The organism is Shewanella schlegeliana (genome assembly GCF_016765635.1).
GTDB lineage: Bacteria > Pseudomonadota > Gammaproteobacteria > Enterobacterales > Shewanellaceae > Shewanella > Shewanella schlegeliana.
Genome location: NZ_JAESVD010000001.1, coordinates 604592 through 623239, shown reverse-complemented (window position 1 = coordinate 623239; position 18648 = coordinate 604592). Strand labels below are relative to the sequence as shown.

13 protein-coding genes are annotated in these 18648 nt (G+C 43.7%); 6 read left to right on the top strand and 7 right to left on the bottom strand.

What is annotated here, in order from left to right; translation table 11 throughout:
• Nucleotides 1-33: 33 nt before the first annotated feature.
• The 5 genes from prpF to JMA39_RS02780 form a co-directional block, all read right to left on the bottom strand.
• Entirely contained in the window at nucleotides 34-1263 is a 1230-nt protein-coding gene (gene prpF / locus JMA39_RS02800) for a 2-methylaconitate cis-trans isomerase PrpF (protein WP_202720295.1), read from the bottom strand.
• A 260-nt stretch (nucleotides 1264-1523) separates the two neighbouring features.
• Nucleotides 1524-4163, bottom strand: coding sequence for a Fe/S-dependent 2-methylisocitrate dehydratase AcnD (gene acnD / locus JMA39_RS02795; RefSeq protein WP_202720294.1), 2640 nt, complete (start codon nucleotides 4161-4163; stop codon nucleotides 1524-1526).
• A gap of 258 nt (nucleotides 4164-4421) precedes the next feature.
• On the bottom strand, nucleotides 4422-5546 hold the full coding sequence (prpC, locus tag JMA39_RS02790; protein ID WP_202720293.1) for a bifunctional 2-methylcitrate synthase/citrate synthase: 1125 nt from the start codon (nucleotides 5544-5546) through the stop codon (nucleotides 4422-4424).
• A 213-nt stretch (nucleotides 5547-5759) separates the two neighbouring features.
• Entirely contained in the window at nucleotides 5760-6638 is an 879-nt protein-coding gene (gene prpB, locus JMA39_RS02785) for a methylisocitrate lyase (protein ID WP_202720291.1), read from the bottom strand.
• Between the two features lie 74 nt (nucleotides 6639-6712).
• On the bottom strand, nucleotides 6713-7381 hold the full coding sequence (locus JMA39_RS02780; protein ID WP_202720289.1) for a GntR family transcriptional regulator: 669 nt from the start codon (nucleotides 7379-7381) through the stop codon (nucleotides 6713-6715).
• 612 nt (nucleotides 7382-7993) lie between these two features.
• Here JMA39_RS02780 and JMA39_RS02775 point away from each other — a divergent pair.
• The 6 genes from JMA39_RS02775 to JMA39_RS02750 all read left to right on the top strand — a co-directional run bounded on the left by JMA39_RS02775 (nucleotide 7994) and on the right by JMA39_RS02750 (nucleotide 15498).
• Nucleotides 7994-8233 (top strand): hypothetical protein, encoded by a 240-nt coding sequence (locus JMA39_RS02775; RefSeq protein WP_202720285.1) that lies wholly within the window; start codon nucleotides 7994-7996, stop codon nucleotides 8231-8233.
• Nucleotides 8234-8309: 76 nt separating this feature from the next.
• Nucleotides 8310-9113 (top strand): XRE family transcriptional regulator, encoded by an 804-nt coding sequence (locus tag JMA39_RS02770; protein WP_202720284.1) that lies wholly within the window; start codon nucleotides 8310-8312, stop codon nucleotides 9111-9113.
• The gene (locus JMA39_RS02765; protein ID WP_202720283.1) at nucleotides 9110-10330 is read left to right on the top strand and encodes an EAL domain-containing response regulator; all 1221 of its coding nucleotides are present in this window, start codon (nucleotides 9110-9112) and stop codon (nucleotides 10328-10330) included. Before JMA39_RS02770 ends, JMA39_RS02765 begins: the two co-directional genes overlap by 4 nt.
• Nucleotides 10317-10613, top strand: coding sequence for a hypothetical protein (locus tag JMA39_RS02760; protein WP_202720282.1), 297 nt, complete (start codon nucleotides 10317-10319; stop codon nucleotides 10611-10613). Before JMA39_RS02765 ends, JMA39_RS02760 begins: the two co-directional genes overlap by 14 nt.
• A 1-nt stretch (nucleotide 10614) precedes the next feature.
• The gene (locus JMA39_RS02755) at nucleotides 10615-12597 is read left to right on the top strand and encodes a hybrid sensor histidine kinase/response regulator (RefSeq protein WP_202720281.1); all 1983 of its coding nucleotides are present in this window, start codon (nucleotides 10615-10617) and stop codon (nucleotides 12595-12597) included.
• A 201-nt stretch (nucleotides 12598-12798) separates the two neighbouring features.
• Nucleotides 12799-15498 (top strand): bifunctional acetate--CoA ligase family protein/GNAT family N-acetyltransferase, encoded by a 2700-nt coding sequence (locus tag JMA39_RS02750; RefSeq protein ID WP_202720280.1) that lies wholly within the window; start codon nucleotides 12799-12801, stop codon nucleotides 15496-15498.
• 102 nt (nucleotides 15499-15600) lie between these two features.
• On the opposite strand, the gene JMA39_RS02745 is transcribed toward JMA39_RS02750, so the two are convergent.
• Both JMA39_RS02745 and JMA39_RS02740 read right to left on the bottom strand, forming a co-directional pair.
• Nucleotides 15601-16653 carry a GGDEF domain-containing protein gene (locus JMA39_RS02745; protein WP_202720279.1) on the bottom strand — a complete coding sequence of 351 codons (1053 nt, stop codon included), beginning with the start codon at nucleotides 16651-16653 and terminating at the stop codon, nucleotides 15601-15603.
• A 103-nt stretch (nucleotides 16654-16756) separates the two neighbouring features.
• Nucleotides 16757-18376, bottom strand: a complete 1620-nt coding sequence (locus tag JMA39_RS02740; protein WP_202720278.1) for a phosphoethanolamine transferase — start codon at nucleotides 18374-18376, stop codon at nucleotides 16757-16759.
• Nucleotides 18377-18648: the final 272 nt, after the last annotated feature.

Genomic DNA, 18648 nt, shown 5'->3' with positions numbered 1-18648 from the left:
TTCTATACCCAAACCGCTAGCTTCAGCTTAATTTTAAACAGGTTCTTCTGGCACTCTCACCCAGCCTTCCATTAAGATGCGGGCGCTGCGGCTCATGACCGCTTTATTCACCTGCCACTGACCATCGACTTGACTGGCCTCGGCGCCGACTTTTAAGGTGCCAGATGGGTGACCAAAGGTAACGAAGCCTTTGTTTACAGGCTGACGTTTTCCCTCGCCTGCCGCCAAGCTGACTAAGGTGCCGGGGATCGCTGCCGCAGTGCCGATGGCGACAGCAGCAGTGCCCATCATGGCGTGATGTAATTTGCCCATAGACAGTGCGCGCACATTTAGATCTATGCTGTTTTTATCAATCGCTTTGCCGCTAGATGATGTGTAGTCAATTGGCGCAGCTACTATCGCCACTTTTGGTGTGTGCTGACGGCTTGCGGCTTCTTCGATATGGTTAATCAGCCCCATCTGCACTGCGCCGTAAGCGCGGATAGTCTCAAACATCGCAAGCGCCTTTGCATCACCATTAATGGCTTCTTGCAGCTCCGCTCCGGTATAGCCCAGTTCTGCGGCATTGATAAACACGGTAGGAATACCTGCGTTGATCATGGTGGCCTGCAATACGCCACTTGGCACAATCTCTGTTGGTACTTTTAAATCATCGATTAAGTTGCCTGTTGGGAACATAGCCCCTTCACCATCGGCTGGGTCTAAAAACTCAACTTGTACCTCTGCTGCTGGAAAGGTCACACCGTCAAGTTCAAAATCACCTGTCTCTTGTACTTCGCCATTAGTAATAGGCACGTGGGCGATGATGGTTTTGCCAATATTTTTTTGCCAAATCCGCACCACCGCAATACCGTTTTCAGAAATGCGGCTACTATCGACTAAGCCGCTACTGATGGCGAACGAGCCGACTGCTGCAGACAGGTTACCGCAGTTACCGCTCCAATCCACAAAGGGTTTGTCGATAGCGACTTGGCCAAATAGGTAGTCGACATCGTGATCGGCCTTATCGCTTTTAGCAATAATCACGGTTTTGCTAGTGCTTGAGGTCGCGCCGCCCATGCCATCGGTTTGTTTACCGTAAGGATCTGGGCTGCCAATAACCCTAAGCAGCAGTGCATCCCGTGCAGCCCCTGTGACCTGCGCCTCAATTGGCAAGTCGGTTAAATTGAAAAACACCCCTTTACTGGTGCCGCCACGCATATAAGTAGCAGGCACTTTGATTTGTGGTGAAAATACTGGTTTTGAATCCGTTGTAGTGGTCATAATTAACACCGTTTTAATGCTGTTTGAGCCATTTATTAATATGTAAAATCAAACAACCTGTGCGTGAGGTTTTATATCGTTATAACGATGAGCTTTGGTGGCATGGATGCCACCGCAGAGCCTACAAGGATGTACTTGCGGCGTCTCATCAGGATAACGATATAAAAGTATCGACTTACAGCTGCTAGAGAAAAGAGTAAAGCTCTACTCTTTATCCGCTGAAGCCTTCCTTATTCGCTGAAGGCTCTCGTTGAAGACTCCTAGCCAGCTGAAGACTCTAAAAAATCTTGGGCGAAGCGCTGTAAAATGCCGCCTGCTTCATAGATAGATACCTCTTCTGCGGTATCGAGTCGGCACTTAACCGGGATCTCAACGGTTTCGCCATTACGACGCGTCATGATAACGGTAAGCAATGCGCCCGGCGTTCGCTCACCCAGTACATCATAGGTCTCGGTGCCATCAATCTGATAGGTGTGGCGGTTATCACCCTTGATAAATTCAAGCGGTAATACGCCCATGCCAACCAGATTAGTGCGGTGAATACGCTCAAATCCTTCGGCAACAATCACTTCAACACCTGCAAGGCGTACCCCTTTTGCTGCCCAGTCTCGGCTAGAGCCTTGACCATAATCGGCACCAGCAATAATGATCAGTGGTTGTTTACGCTCCATGTAGGTCTCAATCGCTTCCCACATGCGTGACTCAACGCCTTCTGGTTCGATACGAGCGTACGAGCCCTGCTTCACTTCAACTTCGCCGTTACTGTCAAGCTTAGTCACCATCTCGTTAAAGAGCTTAGGGTTGGCAAAGGTCGCTCGCTGGGCGGTTAAATGGTCGCCTCGGTGAGTCGCATAGGAGTTAAAGTCGACTTCGGGCAAGCCCATCTTGTACAGGTATGCCCCTGCTGCGCTGTCGAGCATAATCGCGTTTGACGGCGAAAGGTGGTCGGTAGTGATGTTATCACCCAGTACCGCTAACGGGCGCATCCCTTTCATGGTGCGCTCACCGGCTAATGCGCCTTCCCAATAAGGTGGGCGGCGAATATAGGTGCTCTGTGGACGCCAATCGTATTGAGGCTTATTTTGCAGTTGGTTATCTGTGCCATAGTCGACTTTGATGTCGAACATCGGCTCATACACTTGACGGAACTGCTCAGGCTTAACGCTCTGGCTGATCACGGCATCGATCTCTTCATCACTTGGCCACAGATCTTTAAGTAAGATATCGTTGCCCTTGCTGTCTTGGCCCAGTGCATCCTTTTCAATATCGAAGCGGATGGTACCTGCAATTGCATAGGCAACCACTAATGGCGGTGATGCCAAGAAGGCTTGCTTAGCATAGGGGTGAATGCGGCCATCGAAGTTACGGTTACCGCTGAGTACCGCCGTGGAATAAAGATCGCGGTCGATCACCTCTTGCTGAATTTTAGGATCCAGTGCGCCGCTCATGCCATTACAGGTGGTACAGGCAAAGCCGACAATACCAAAGCCAAGGGCTTCAAGCTCAGGCAGTAACTTGGCCTCCTCTAAGTAGAGCTGCACCGCTTTAGAGCCTGGTGCTAAGGATGTTTTAACCCAAGGTTTACGGGACAAGCCTTTAGCATTGGCGTTGCGAGCCAGTAGGCCTGCTGCAATCACGTTACGTGGATTAGAGGTATTGGTGCAGCTGGTAATTGCGGCGATGATACAAGCACCATCGGGCATTAATCCCGCTTTATCACCGCTCATATCCTCAAGTTCACCACTTATGCCTTTTGCCGCAAGATCGCTGGTTGCAACGCGGCGATGAGGATTGGATGGCCCCGCAATGTTACGGCCAACGCTTGATAGATCGAAGCGCAGCACGCGCTCGTACTCAGCCTCTTTTAATGTATCAGCCCATAGGCCTGCTTGCTTAGCGTAAGTTTCGACCAGCTTAACTTGCTTGTCGTCACGGCCAGTGAGCTTTAAGTAATCGATAGTTTTATCATCGATATAGAACATGGCGGCGGTTGCACCAAACTCTGGCGTCATGTTTGAAATTGTCGCGCGATCGCCAAGGGTTAAGTTACTCGCCCCTTCGCCAAAGAACTCTAGGTAAGTCGAGACGACTTTTTCATTGCGCAAAAACTCTGTAATAGCCAGTACGATATCGGTTGCGGTAATGCCGCTTTGACGCTCGCCCACCAGCTCAACACCAACAATATCGGGGAGTCGCATATACGAGGGGCGACCTAGCATCACGCTTTCGGCTTCGAGTCCACCTACACCGATGGCAATTACGCCCAGTGCATCAACATGAGGGGTGTGGCTGTCGGTGCCTACTAATGTGTCTGGAAAGGCAATGCCGTCACGGACTTGAATAACGGGCGACATCTTCTCTAAATTGATCTGATGCATGATGCCGTTACCCGGCTGGATCACATCAATATTTTTAAAGGCCGTTTTAGTCCAGTTGATAAAGTGAAACCTGTCTTCATTGCGTCTGTCTTCGATGGCGCGATTTTTCTCAAAGGCATCTTTTTCAAAACCTGCGTGCTCCACCGCTAACGAGTGATCCACAATCAGCTGGGTCGGTACCACAGGGTTTACTTTTGATGGGTCACCGCCCTTTTCTGCAATGGCGTCACGTAGGCCTGCTAAGTCAACCAGTGCTGTTTGACCAAGAATATCGTGACACACCACGCGCGCAGGATACCAGGGGAAGTCTAAATCACGTTTACGATAGATAATTTGGCTTAGGCAATCGTTAAGTGATTCTGGGCTACAACGACGTACAAGGTTTTCAGCATACACACGAGAGCTGTATGGCAGTTTGGCATAGGCGCCGGGACTGATGGCATTGACGGCCGCTTCGGTATCGAAAAAGTCTAACTCTGTGCCGGACAAGGGTTTACGGTATTGGGTGTTTACAGGACTCATAATGCATTCCAATTTAATTCGTACAGGTTCGAGGGCGCTTCGCTTCTAGGTACTAGCTACTAGGTTCTAGAGCGTTCGCAGCCTCACTGCTAGGACGCTTCGCGACTAGAGCGGGCTAATACCTCTTAAAAGAAGCCCTGCTATACAGTCAAAAGATAAGAGCTGTACTCATTTAAGCTTTTGACTGTATAGGATCTAGCAGGAGCGCAGCGACGCTCTCGCCGCGACCTTATCTATGTTTTAGTCGCGTTCTAGCTTCTATCTCTCACTAATAGGTGTGACCGTACGTGGCTCAGCGCCAGTATAATCTGCACTTGGGCGAATAATACGGTTGTTAGAACGCTGCTCCATCACGTGTGCTGCCCAGCCTGTAAGGCGAGAACAGACAAAGATAGGCGTAAATAACTTAGTTGGAATTCCCATAAAATGGTAAGCCGAGGCGTGGAAGAAATCGGCGTTACAGAACAGCTTCTTGCTGTCCCACATAAACTCTTCGCAAGCAACAGAGATATCGTAAAGTGAGCTATCACCAAACTCGTTAGCGAGCTTCTTAGACCATGCTTTAATGATGACGTTACGTGGATCTGACTCGCGATATATCGCATGACCAAAGCCCATGATCTTCTCTTTACGCTCAAGCATGCCAGCCATCTGTGCTTTGGCATCTTGTGGTGAAGTGAACTTTTGGATCATATCCATTGCCGCTTCGTTTGCTCCACCATGCAGTGGGCCGCGTAGGGTACCAATTGCGCCTGTAATACAGGAGAACATATCAGATAGGGTTGATGCACAAACACGGGCAGTAAAGGTTGAAGCGTTAAATTCATGCTCTGCATACAAAATTAGCGATACATCCATTACGCGGCGATGCTGCTCAGATGGCACCTTGCCATTAAGCAGGTGCAAGAAGTGGCCACCAATTGAGTCTTCATCGGTTACGCAGTCAATCTCTACACCTTCGTGAGAGAACTTATACCAGTAGCACATGATGGCTGGGAACGCTGCGAGTAAGCGGTTTGCTGCACGGTTTTGCTCGCTAAAATCATTTTCAGGCTCTAGGTTACCTAAGAATGAACAACCGGTACGCATTACGTCCATTGGATGTGCGTCCGCAGGAATGCGCTGCAGCACCTCTTTCAGCGCTTGAGGAAGATCGCGAAGGGCGAAAAGTTCAGTTTTATAGTGATCAAGCTGGGTTTGATTAGGTAGTTCGCCGTTAAACAGCAAATACGCCACCTCTTCAAAAGTGGCATTATCGGCTAAGTCTGATACGTCGTAACCGCAATAAGTCAAGCCTGAACCTGATTTACCTACTGTACATAAAGCCGTCTCACCTGCACTTTGACCACGAAGGCCTGCGCCGCCTAATTTCTTGTCAACCATAGCTCTCTTCCTTCTTGTTTTATACCCAGTCGCACTAGGGCGCAGGGCTTTTTATCGTTATACGTCAGCGCTATTCCGTCACGCTGACGCTTTTGTTATCGTCTTTTTTGTAAGGTACTGTTTTAACTCTTTTACTTAGCTTTTTACTTCTCTGTTTACTAACATCTTACTTAAGATTTGACTTAACTTGTGTGCTGAGCCATTTAAGCCTAATTACAAGTTCTTGCCTTCAGAAAACAGCTTATCTAGCTTCTGCTCGTAGTCGTGGTAACCAAGATAATCGTAAAGATCCATACGTGTTTGCATCGAATCGACCACGGCTTTTTGGTCACCATTCTCCAAGATAGAGGTGTACACCATCTCAGCGGCTTTATTCATGGCTCTAAAGGCGCTCAGTGGATAAAGCACCATAGATATCCCCCACTCTGCGAGTTGCTCTTTATTCCACAGTTCTGTTTGGCCAAACTCTGTAATATTGGCAAGAATAGGCACATCAAGGGCATCGGCAAATGCGCAATAATGCTCTTTAGTTTTTACCGCTTCGGCAAAAATACCGTCAGCACCTGCAGCCACATAGGCTTTAGCCCGGGCAATTGCAGCCTCTAAGCCTTCCTGCGCGAAAGAGTCGGTACGGGCCATGATGAAAAAATCAGGATCGGTACGGGCATCAACCGCCGCTTTAATGCGATCCACCATCTCTTCGGTCGAGACAATCTCTTTGTTAGGACGATGGCCACAACGCTTTTGCGCCACTTGATCTTCCATATGCACCGCTGCTGCACCGGCCTTTTCCATATCACGAATGGTTTTAGCGATATTAAACGCGCCGCCCCAACCGGTATCGATATCGACCATTAGCGGCAGATCGCAAGCAGAAGTAATGCGCTGCACATCAACAAGCACATCGTTTAGGGATGTCATGCCCAGATCCGGTAAGCCGTAAGAGGCGTTTGCGACACCGCCGCCAGAAAGGTAAATAGCTTGATGACCGATCTTCTTTGCCATCATGGCTGAGTAGGCGTTAATGGTGCCCACTATCTGTAGGGGTTTGTTATCGGCTAACGCCTCGCGAAACTTCTTACCTGCGCTCATGTGTTATTCCTTATGTTTATCTATTCATTTTCTGTGAGCATGCCGACTTCAAATTAGTTGCTGCTCAAATTGTTTTAGCTGTTTATTTCCAATAGTTTGTTTTCGATACTGTTCTTCGAGTACAAGATATGGCGACGCATCAACATTTCGGCTAGCTCGGCGTCACGGTTACAGATGGCTTGTACAATGTGCTTATGTTCATCAAAGGCAGTTGTGACTCGAGGGCCACTCATACCAAGCTGTACCCGATACATGCGCACTAAGTGATAAATGCCATCGAGCAACATAGAGATAAGGTGTTTGTTTTTACTGCCTAGAATAATGCGGTAGTGAAAATCGACATCACCCGCCTCTTGGTAATAGGACTGACCGGATCTGACCTCGTTGAAGTGGCTATTGAGCAAGTCTTGCAGATCCGATATTTCTTGATCGGACATATTTATCGCAGCCAATCTCGCCGCCATGCCCTCAAGGGACTCCCGCACTTGATAAAGTTCAAGTAAACCTTCAGCGGTTAAGCTAACGACTCTCGCGCCCACATTCGCTTTACGTTCAACCAAATGACTTGCTTCGAGGCGATTTATGGCTTCACGAACAACGGCGCGGCTAACGGCATACTTTGTCGACAACTCGGTTTCACTTAGCTTTGAGCCCTGCAACACCTCGCCCTCTACGATCGCTTTACGTAGTTGGAAAAAGGTCTTATCTGCTGTTGTTACTGGCTGTTCGCTAAAAAAAGTCATCTCTGAGCACAATATTAGTTTTCAATTGATTGTCGACAATCTAGCCAGATAAATATCAACAGTCAACATTTAACCAACAAATTGTCGACAAAGTAGGAGTAAAGTCTAAGGGACACTCGCGGACTAAATTGGCTAGCAAGGATGGAAATCTTTACGCTTTTATGTATCGGTTTGACCAACGATATAGACGGCTTAGCAAAATTTTAATGGGGTAAAGGCTCAATAATTCGAGGGTTAAATCCCATGATGAATAAAAATTAAGGCAATCATTTCGTCGATATAGAGAGTTTATTACTAATCACAATCAGCACACCAACTTCACTTATTAAGTCTGTTACACTCTAAAGTTGATAACAAATTTAAACGTATTTGAGATCATTAAAAACGACTATAAGCAATCACAGCTAAGTTCTACCCTATTTTATTTGCTTTTTTAAGCACTTAATTAAGAGCGGCAAACTATAAACTTATTCTCTCATTGCTAAAATTTTATTTTGTACTAACTAGGCATGTTCGCCGAAGTAACTTTACGAACTTGCCATGTTGTTAAAAAATATAATGTTTTACACTCTGTCATTGGTACATTCTACCGACTGATTGGCTGGTGTTCGCATGATAAATGAAAGAGTAACAGGACTTTATTTCAATGAAACCATTCATAGCGTGTGGATCATGTATACCGAGTTATACCCCGAGCGCATTGATAACATTGATAAAGCACAATATATGGGACTATTAACACAATTAAGTAAAACCAATGGAACGCGTTATGACCTTTACCAATTACTCTTACTCAAAAGGCAAGCAAAACCACGTCTTTTCAACATTCCTAAAAACTCTGCGCTTGAATAACTATTTATCCCAGGAACAGCTGTGTTTGCACCTAAGACAACATAGCAGTCTGTTTTACAATTTAGACTCAATAACTGTGAGCCGTTGGGAACGTGGAGTTAATATCCCCTCTCTTGCAAAACAAGCTGAGATTGTAGAACTGTATGATAAAGAACTGACTAACATTTACAGGAGCGATGAACAATTTCTAGAAGAGTGTAGCCATCTCGTCACAGCAAGTGATTCAGATAAACTTAAATCGAATCACCCATATTACAAAAATGATGATTACAAGATCGAAAGCATCGATATCAACGATGATAGCTTTTATTTAGTATTAAAAATGATCTTGCGTTACGAAGGGAATCCCAGTTTAAAGCTTAGGCCTCCTTTAGGGGAGTTTAACGGCCTATGTGATGTGAGAATTTCCATTGCAACGGCGTACAACGGTCAAATTATCGGTCATAGCCTTTATATTGAGACAACCGCTCAAAATGTACTTGAGTTAGTTAACATCAATAATAACTTAAGCCAAATTATCACCAGATGCGATAAAGATGGTCACGATGCAATGTTGATCCTGTCATCGGCTGGTGCTACTAAACAAGTCGAAAATAGCATTATGTCGACTTATATCAACAAGTTCTCACAGCAAAAACATCTGCGACATCTTTGCTTCAGTATCTGCGATGAAAATTTCATTAAGAAGCTTAATACAGCCAAACTAGAACCCTTTAAGATAAGAAACATGCAGGTAAACGACGACACCATCAAGATCCATTCATTCTTGCTCAGTCGCTCTGAATTAATGGCTAATCGCTTCCTATTACAACTGGCAGTGATCACGCCACAACAACTTGTGAACTTCCTAGCCTCTGATGAAAAAGGTGATAATTCATGAATGTTCTGATTGTTGATGATCAAACTTTTATAAGAGAAATAATCAAGCGTGAATTTTGTCAGGTTGCACCTGATACCGAATTTCATTTTCAAGAAGCAGATTGTGGTAATACCGCAATTAAAATACTCAGTGAAGCCCCGCTCAATGTATCCTACCAATTCGATCTGGTTATTGCCGATTTAAAAATGGAAAATGGTGATGGACTTGCCATTATCAACCACATGGCAACAACCCGGAGTCGTGAGATCCCTTTAGTGATAGTCAGCTCCTCTGATAAGCGTACCCTTGAGCTTATCGGAAATATTACTAACAGTTTTAGTTTAAACTTAGTGGGTGTGTTTCAAAAACCACTGGATATTCCTGAGATCTACGCTTCAGTAGCTGCGAAGAAAAAACGCACTCATTGCAGCCCAAATAAGCACATTGAAGTGCCCCTATGCAACTCTGGTAATATCACATCATTGCTGAACGAAGATAATCTATTTCTTTGTTATCAACCAAAAATTGAGATCGCAACAGGTAAGCTCATTGGTTTTGAGGTTCTTTCTAGGCTATGTATTCAAGGGGATGGTTTTATTTACCCGGATAAGTTCATACCTTTAGTGGAAGATGCAGGTCTCAATTGCCAATTAACGAAATTGGTTCTCAGTCAAGCCTTATCTCAGTGGCACCTGTTTGAATCTTTAAAAGATTATCGACTCTCGATTAATATCAGCGCCAGTGACCTTTTATCAGATGAGTTTATCAATTACGTTATTGATAAACACCTCGCCAATGCTGATATTAAACTCATGCTCGAATTGACCGAATCTCAGCAAACTATCAATGAAGATAGGTCGCTACAGGCCATAGCTAAATTTATTATTAATGATATTCCAATTTCGTTGGACGACTTTGGAAAAAGCTACTCAACTCTGGATCGCTTAGATTCCATTCCTTTTGACGAGATAAAAATCGATAAAGACTTCGTGTCAGACCTTGATAAAAATCATCAACACCAAGCTATCGTAGAATCAATTATAGCCTTAGCACAAAAGCTAAATGTAAAGGTTGTTGCAGAGGGTGTTGAAACCTTATCTATTCAAAACCACCTCCTTAAAATGGGCTGCCACAGTGCACAAGGCTACTTTATCAGCCCTCCTATAGAAGGCCGCTATCTAATGTCTTGGATCAATAGTTATAACCACAAAAGGGAGCAAAAATATGCGAACGGCTAGTCAATGTATTAGTGATAAGCTAACGCTTTTCTTTAACCAGTTCGATCCAAGCACCAAGTCTCATTTACACCAAGTGTTATCAGATGAGCTTAAAGCTTTACAACATGATACCTGCCAGCTATCGAGTAATGACTTCAATAGTATTAATGCATTACACCATAAGTACAAAGGGATCTGTCGCTATTTAAGAATAGAAAATGAGATCCTTTCAGAGCATACTGATAATAAAATCGTACTATTAGTAAATATTCAGGCTTTACAGCAATCACTTGAGGATGTGTAATTTGAAATTTAGTCATCTAACGTATATTGCTTTTACTTTCGGCCTGTTAATGACCATATTGATCAATATTGTTCTTTGGCAAAACTCACAAGATAAATTCAATCAGTTTTATGAAGATAAGGCAAATACAGTATTTAATTCATCAAGTGAAATGCTTCTACAGCATCGCATTATGATGGACGCATTACGTTCTTTTTTCAATGCATCGGAAGAGGTCACTAATTCTGAGTTTATTCTTTTTTCTAAAGATCTTTTAAAAATAAAATCGGCTATTGCATTCACTCTAGATCCAAATTTAAAGCCTAGATACTTATCTGATCTTGCTTTTAAAGAAGCAATAGAAAATGGCGAAGTGAGTCGCTCTGCATCCAGCGGTATCACATACCAAATGGATAATTTTGCGACGATTGTCATTCAAATCGATGAACCTAAACATCCCTATCTTGTATACGCAGTTTCTCATCAACGGGTTCAGGAACGGATTAACGAAATGGTGGGGATCTGTGAAAGATTTACCTTAGGGTCTAGTACGTTAATTAATCAAGAGTGCCAGAATATGAGTACTCGTCAGTTCAAATCTATCTTTGGCCATCACTCAGAGGTTTTTATCAATTTACCTGAATATAACACCAGTTATAACTTAACTGTTGATTATATTCCCACAGAAAAAGAGATATTCACTACAGTTAAAATATTATTTTCCTTTAGTCTACTCGGTATTATGTTCTCTTTCTTGCTCGCAATGATAATCCAGAGCCGAGTCGACAAAGAAAAACAAAAAATTGAAAGTAATTCAAAACTCGCTTTGCTTTCAACACTTAATCATGAGATCCGCACACCAATTAACGCCGTATTAGGCTACGCCAATATGCTCAAACAGCATGCGTGTTGCTCGAAAGATGAACTTAAAATCTTAGATAAAATGATCTGGTCAGCGAATTTGCTTAGTAACGTTGCTCAAAATACCCTTACGTACAGTAAAGCTAGCTCTGGTACACTATCATTACATTATGAAGAGGTTAACCTTGTCAGCTTCCTCGCTAAAATTAATGACTACTATCAAACATTTGACGATACACATAAAAAGCAATTGGTAATGCAACAATCTGGGCCATTTCCAGAATCTATTCAATTAGACAGCACTAAGTTTTTTCAACTATCCACAAATTTTATCAACAATGCGTTTAAATATAGCTCTGGTGATAAAGTCATTTATGATATAAAAATTTTACCTCGCATTGAACAAGCTCCTCGTATTTCAGGCTTTATCCGTGTCGCGATAAAAGACTTTGGTAAAGGCATGTCTAAACACTCGATGGACGCGATAAAAAGGCCTTTCACCATAGATAAAAACTCAACTACAGCGCTCAAGTCCGGCATTGGAATTGGGTTATACACCTGTAAATGTGTGATTGAAAGTGTTGGCGGAAGTATCAAAATCCGTAGTAAAAAAGGACGGGGCACGCTGGTGATTTTTCGCTTTCCCTATAAAGAATCAAACACGCATGTTGAAAACGCACCAACGCAAAATGAAATTAACGATTATATAGCTGAAACTAACCTTTCTATTACTTCTTCGCCAATGTTGTCGTCTAATGTTAATTCACTAGACCAATACCAACGATTTGCACTACTTGTCGATGATAATAGCTTCAACCTAGAAGTGTGTAAATCAATGCTAGAGAGGGTCGGCTATCAGGTTTTGACTGCAAAAAACGAAGCTCAAACATTTGCAGCTTTAAATTCTTATTATCAGTCGCTTAACGCTAATAACTCATCACTAATTGTGCTTATGGATTACATGTTAGATGATACTAATGGCTTAGCCCTAATCTCAAAGCTAAAAGAGGAAGATTTCACAAATGTGACTTACTTCATTTTATCTGCAAATTCTGAGGATGAAATTCCAGAAGCCAAAACTTATCACGACATAACCTATCTTCAAAAACCTTTCGAGATTGAACAGTTACAGCAATATGTATAACTATTATAAAACTTTGACCATCATATCGATTCATTACAATTTATATCAAAGGATTGCGCTATAAAGACTCACTTAAGCATAGATAACTGACTTACAGATGTGGTGCTTCTACTCTTTGAGTACATCTTTTCGACCATTATCCTATGGTAAAACCCTTGCGCTCATGTACACTCATAACATACTGACTTATAGGATAAGTTCATGAGCCAACGCACCCTTCATACCCTCTTCAAACCTAAATCAGTTGCTATTATTGGCGCCTCTAATAAGCCAAAACGTGCTGGTAATGTGCTGATGAAAAACCTGCTCTCTGGAGGGTTTTCTGGTCCTATCATGCCTGTGAGCCCCAAATATGAAGCGGTTATGGGGGTGTTAGCTTATCCGAGTATTCAAGCGTTACCGTTAAAACCCGATCTGGCTATTATCTGTACAGCTGCTAGCAGTGTGCCAGGGATCATCGAAACCTTGGCGCAGTTTGGCTGTAAAGTCGCTATCGTGATGGCGTCAGGCCTCGCCGATGAGTTTAATGAAGACGGGGTGAGTCTGTTAGCGCAAATGCAGCAGTTTGCAGACAGATATGGCATGCGAATTTTAGGTCCAAATAGTTTAGGGATGATCCTGCCAAACCTTGGCCTTAATGCCAGCCTTGCCCATACCAGTGCCCTGCCCGGCAAAATCGCTTTTGTTTCTCAGTCAGCCGCTATCTGTACCACGGTACTGGACTGGGCCAATAACAAAGGGATCGGTTTCTCCTCCTTTATCTCTTTGGGCGATGCCAACGATGTTGATTTTGATGAGTTGCTTGACTATTTGGGCCGAGATTCAAAAACCGATGCCATATTGCTCTATATCGATTCGGTTAACGAGAAGCGCCATTTCCTGTCTGCAGCACGAGCGGCATCGCGTAATAAACCTATCTTGGTGATTAAGTCGGGTCGCAGTATTGAAGGTGGCAGCGCTGCCAAACTGCACACAGGCGGGATCTCCGGCAGTGATGCGGTGTACGAGGCGGCTTTCAGGCGCGCGGGTATGCTACGAGTTAACGATCTTATCGAGCTGTTCGCCGCAGTTGAAACCTTAGCGCACTCAAGGCCATTACAAGGTGAACGCCTCGGGATTATCAGTAATGGTGGTGGCCCAGCCGTACTAGCATTAGATGAACTGATCTTAGGTGGCGGTAAGCTGCCCACACTATCGAATGAGATTTATCAGCGGCTTAATGCGCTACTGCCCAAAAGTTGGTCAGGCCAAAACCCAGTGGATATTGGCGGAGACTCGGATGCTAAGCGCTATGCTAAATCTCTCGAGATCTTAATGGATAGCGATGATTTAGATGCGATTTTAATATTGCACTCGCCATCGGCGCTCGGTGAAAGCGTCGAGGTGGCCCAAGCGATTGCAGACACCATTAATCAGCACCCCAATCGACACAAAATTAATATCTTAACCAACTGGAGTGGTGAGGACTCGGCCTATGAGGCCCGTAAACTGTTTTCTAAATCTCGTATTCCGACCTATCGTACCCCCGAAGGCGCAGTTGGGGCATTTATGCATATGGTCGAGTATCGCCGTAACCAAAAACTGCTACAAGAAGTACCGCAGTCAATTCCGGTTAATATCCCAGCCAATTCAGCCTTAGCGAGAGAGAAGCTACAACAGGCCATAGAACAAGGTAAGTCGGTATTAGAAACCCATGAGTCAAGCGCCATTCTCAATGCTTACGGACTCAAAACCATCGATACTTGGTTTGCAAGTACGCCTGAGCAAGCGGTAGAGTTTGCCACCGAGGCGGGTTATCCAGTGGCATTAAAAGTCCAGTCTCCAAATATTTTGCATAAGTCCGATGTCCATGGTGTGATGCTCAACCTAACCTCAGACATCGAGGTCAGCCAAGCAGCAAACGCCATGATTGAACGGGTGATCTCACTTAACCCAGATGCAAAAATTGAGGGTTTAATCGTACAAAAGATGGCGTTAACGGCTGGGGCACAAGAGATCCGTGTCGCCGTTGCCAACGATCCCGTGTTTGGCCCTGCAATATTGCTCGGTGAAGGTGGCTCAGAGTGGCAGCCGACTAAAGATGCAGCTGTTGCCCTACCACCACTGAATATGACGCTTGCACGTTATATGGTGATCCAGGCGCTTAAAACCCAGAAGCTGCGAGATAGGCATCTACCACGGGGGTTAAATATGCATGCCCTGTGTGTGTTATTAACACAGATCTCCCACCTCATTATTGATTGTCCCGAAATTGCCACTCTCGATTTAAACCCTGTGCTCTGCGCGGGTGAAGAGATCACACTTCTGGATGTGAATATTGGACTACAACAAGAGCCTGTCGACAACGCTTCAAGACTCGCTATCTTGCCCTACCCAAAGGAGTTAGAGCAGCTAGCAAGCCTTAAAAATGGCAGTAAAGTGATGCTAAGGCCAATTCTACCTGAAGACGAGCCCAAACATTTAGCCTTCGATAACTCGCTTTCGGATGAAGATCGATATAAACGCTATTTTGGTGTCCGTTCTAAGATGACACATGAGGAGATGGCTGTATTAACTCAGATTGACTACGCCAGAGAGATGGCCTTTATTGCCACGGCCATAGGTGAGGACGGTGAAGAAACCACCTTAGGTGCGATTAGAGCCTCAATTGATCCCGATAATACTGAGGCAGAATTTGCCATGGCGGTGCGCAGTAACTATCAAGGCCAAGGCATTGGAAAGTTGCTACTCGAGAAGTTAATACGTTACTACAAAGACAATGACACTTTAGTGCTTACCGGCTTTACCATGTTCGAGAACCGTAATATGGCAAGTCTGGCCAAGCACTTAGGCTTTACAGTGACCTTTGACATGGAGGAGCGTTTGATCAATATGCATATGGACTTAAAAGTGGATAAATAACCTTTTGGCATTTCCAAAGGTATTAACTAAAAAGCCATTCAGAAAAAAGCCATTAACATCATTCGTTAATGGCTTTTTCTTAGACTAAAACGGCACGTCATTCTAAATCGGTGTTTCAAAAACTCTTTCACCAACAACACAGTTGCGTCCAGATGACTTCGCACGATAGAGCGCTTCATCGGCGCGAATAAAGTAGCTGTCTTTATCATCACTTACCTTTAGCGATGCCACCCCAACCGATACGGTGATATTTCCAAGGGGCAGCTTCTTCTCTTTGCCAATGGTTAAATTACGGGCAGCGATCTTAACTCGCAGGTTCTCAGCAACTTTTTGGGCATCCTCTTGAGAAGTATTAGGCAGTAAGATCACAAACTCCTCACCACCATAACGCGCGACGAAATCATCACCTTTTACGGCATTCTTTAATGCTTGCGCCACATAAGTCAGCACCTTATCCCCTATCAGGTGCCCATGGACATCATTAAATTGTTTAAAGTAATCGATATCAACCACCAACAGGCTACTTTCAAAATTCGACTGATTAAAACTATTAATGTGGCTGATCACCTCTTTGTCAAAGGCGCGTCGGTTGTTTAATGATGTGAGCTGATCTGTCATCACAACGGACCTAAGGTCGTCCATCTCGGTCTTTAGGGCATCCACCTCTTTGTTCATACTGCTAAGGCTCTTGTCCATCTCAATATTCGCATTGATGATCTCATCGAGTTCAGAGGTGATGCCGTCAACGAGCTTCTGCAGTACGATGGGGTCGGACTCACCTTTTAATGCTGAGTCAAACTCAGTTAAGGAGTCTGAAAAACGGGATGTGCCTTTACTCATACTGGCAATTTTAGTCAATAAACCATTAATAAGTACTTGGGTTTCAACCTGGACTTTCTCTATCACTTCTGGCGAGTGTACCTGGATATAGGTCTTATAAAGATCTTTATTGACACTAGGGATAAAGCTGACGTTATTGGCAAGTAAGCCATCTATCGCCCGCTTTAGATCTAGGTTAATACCCTTATAATATTCATACCAAACCGCATAGTTTTCGGGAGTAACAGGAATGTTCAATTCTGACATTTTAGGTACCGCGTGGCGCAGTATTTTTGCCGACAACTCGGTATCTGACAAATGTTGTGCCATATCCATAAATTAACCCCCTTCCGTTCGATATCCCTAATTATCAATACTTTAAACAAAAAAGGGCATGTTGCCACCCCCTTTTGTTAATAAATTGCTCTATAAAGGCTATTTATTTTCTACAACCAGAAAAAATATCTGCATCTTGCCGATAAATACTGGTCTTAACGTTCATCAGTCCAAGCAAGCTATCAAATAAGTTGTCATGGGAAAATCCTCCTTTTTGAGCTTCTTTAGCCAAACAGGTTAAACTGAGATGATTTTGCTCAGCAAAGCCAGCAGAGAACCAGCCCAAGAAAGGCACCTTGGTTTGCTCATCCGGCGCTAATGAGTAAGGTGCACCATGTAAGTACATACCATTTTCACCCAATGACTCACCGTGATCGGATATGTAGAGCATTGCGGTATCGAATTCAGTATGCTCGGCTTTAAGTTTTTCCACTACTTGAGACAAAATGTAGTCAGTATATAAAATTGTGTTGTCGTAAGTATTAATCAGTTCTTCATGGCTACAGTTTTGGATATCACTTCGTTGGCAATCTGGCTTAAAGTGACGGTGCTGCTCAGGGTAACGCAGGTAATAGGTTGGCCCGTGAGAACCGATAATATGTAGCACCAGTAAGGTGTCTTGCTGCTTAATGGATTTTAAGCGTTTATCAAGCTCATTCAACAGAACCTGATCATAACAATATTCACCATTACAAAGCTTAGGATCACTGTCATGATCTATCGTGATGCTCTCAATATTTTGGCAAACCCCTTTGCAGCCACTATCGTTATCAAGCCAGTCGAGTTGAATTCCTGCGTGATTTAGTACATCGATAGCACTGTCTTGGAATTTTTCACGTCGAGCGTCGTAGTTGTCACGCCCCATTCTTGAGAACATACAAGGCAGAGATACCGCAGTGGCAGTACCGCATGAGCTAGTGTCTTTAAATACGATAAGATCTTGCTTGCTAGTGTACGCGTTGGTGTCTCGGTTATAACCGTAGTAGTGATAGTTTTGAGCTCTGGCGGTTTCACCTACCACTAATACCACTAAATTAGGCTTAGCTTTCTCTGTCGTTACTTTTGCATCTAAGCCTATCTGTTTATAAGCGAGAGGCTCTTGCAGGTAATTAACGTCTACATACTTAACGGTAGAGCCAATAAAGTAAGTAGGAATTATATAGCGCTTCATAATATCGTTATTACGGCCAAAAGAGACGTAATTCTGGTAATAAAACAGCCCAATAATCACAACACCAGCAAGCATAGAAAGCATAAATAGCGCTTTATGTAGCAGCTCTTTAGGGAGAGGCTTATATTGAATATTGACCTTGTAAATTAACAGAGCCGGTAGCGCACCAGTCATGGCAAAGTTAACCATCGATGCCCAATTTAGGTAGGTTGCCGCTTCAGATTGATTGGTCTGAAAGGTGTTTTCTATCATGCCATAGTCAAACACGACACCGTATTGTAAAGCAGCAAAAAACACACTCGATGACACCAAGGTTAGCAAGATAAAAAACGGTTTAGTCAGATACTTGAAACTGAAAATACTAAATAGAAAACACAGAGCAAACAGCAAAAAGAAAGGCATGGTTGCAATAAAGACCATGTTTACATCACTTTGTTTATCGACCCCCTGCTTAACAATTTGAAAAAGCGGAATATTAAACACGCAAACATAGTAAAGCGAAAGAATGAACGTAAATTGAATACTGTTTAAATTTTTAAGACGTGTTAACACTAGCTTACTCACTTAACTGATTGTTTATGGCTCTCCCTGCCTATAGTCCGTAATCGGAGGATACGCCGTATAATAGCACCTTAATAAAACGGCTAATACTGAATTAGGTCAATGAATGATACATTTTTGACAAAAACGTATCAATTGTATCTCACAAGCGAGGGCGAGTAGCAACACTTAAATAAGCTGTTGTAAATTGGTTAGCTCAATCAGAAAGTGGGTCATATTAGATAAGCTAACCTCAATAAACGAGATTAACGAATTAGCTTAAG

What these genes read in the sequence shown, in the direction of transcription:
- JMA39_RS02760 (WP_202720282.1), top strand. Translation starts at nt 10,317, where the DNA reads ATGCGAACGGCTAGTCAATGTATTAGTGATAAGCTAACGCTTTTCTTT.
- JMA39_RS02750 (WP_202720280.1), top strand. Translation starts at nt 12,799, where the DNA reads ATGAGCCAACGCACCCTTCATACCCTCTTCAAACCTAAATCAGTTGCT.
- JMA39_RS02780 (WP_202720289.1), bottom strand. Translation starts at nt 7,381, where the DNA reads ATGACTTTTTTTAGCGAACAGCCAGTAACAACAGCAGATAAGACCTTT.
- prpC (WP_202720293.1), bottom strand. Translation starts at nt 5,546, where the DNA reads ATGGTTGACAAGAAATTAGGCGGCGCAGGCCTTCGTGGTCAAAGTGCA.
- JMA39_RS02775 (WP_202720285.1), top strand. Translation starts at nt 7,994, where the DNA reads ATGATAAATGAAAGAGTAACAGGACTTTATTTCAATGAAACCATTCAT.
- JMA39_RS02765 (WP_202720283.1), top strand. Translation starts at nt 9,110, where the DNA reads ATGAATGTTCTGATTGTTGATGATCAAACTTTTATAAGAGAAATAATC.
- prpB (WP_202720291.1), bottom strand. Translation starts at nt 6,638, where the DNA reads ATGAGCGCAGGTAAGAAGTTTCGCGAGGCGTTAGCCGATAACAAACCC.
- prpF (WP_202720295.1), bottom strand. Translation starts at nt 1,263, where the DNA reads ATGACCACTACAACGGATTCAAAACCAGTATTTTCACCACAAATCAAA.
- acnD (WP_202720294.1), bottom strand. Translation starts at nt 4,163, where the DNA reads ATGAGTCCTGTAAACACCCAATACCGTAAACCCTTGTCCGGCACAGAG.
- JMA39_RS02745 (WP_202720279.1), bottom strand. Translation starts at nt 16,653, where the DNA reads ATGGATATGGCACAACATTTGTCAGATACCGAGTTGTCGGCAAAAATA.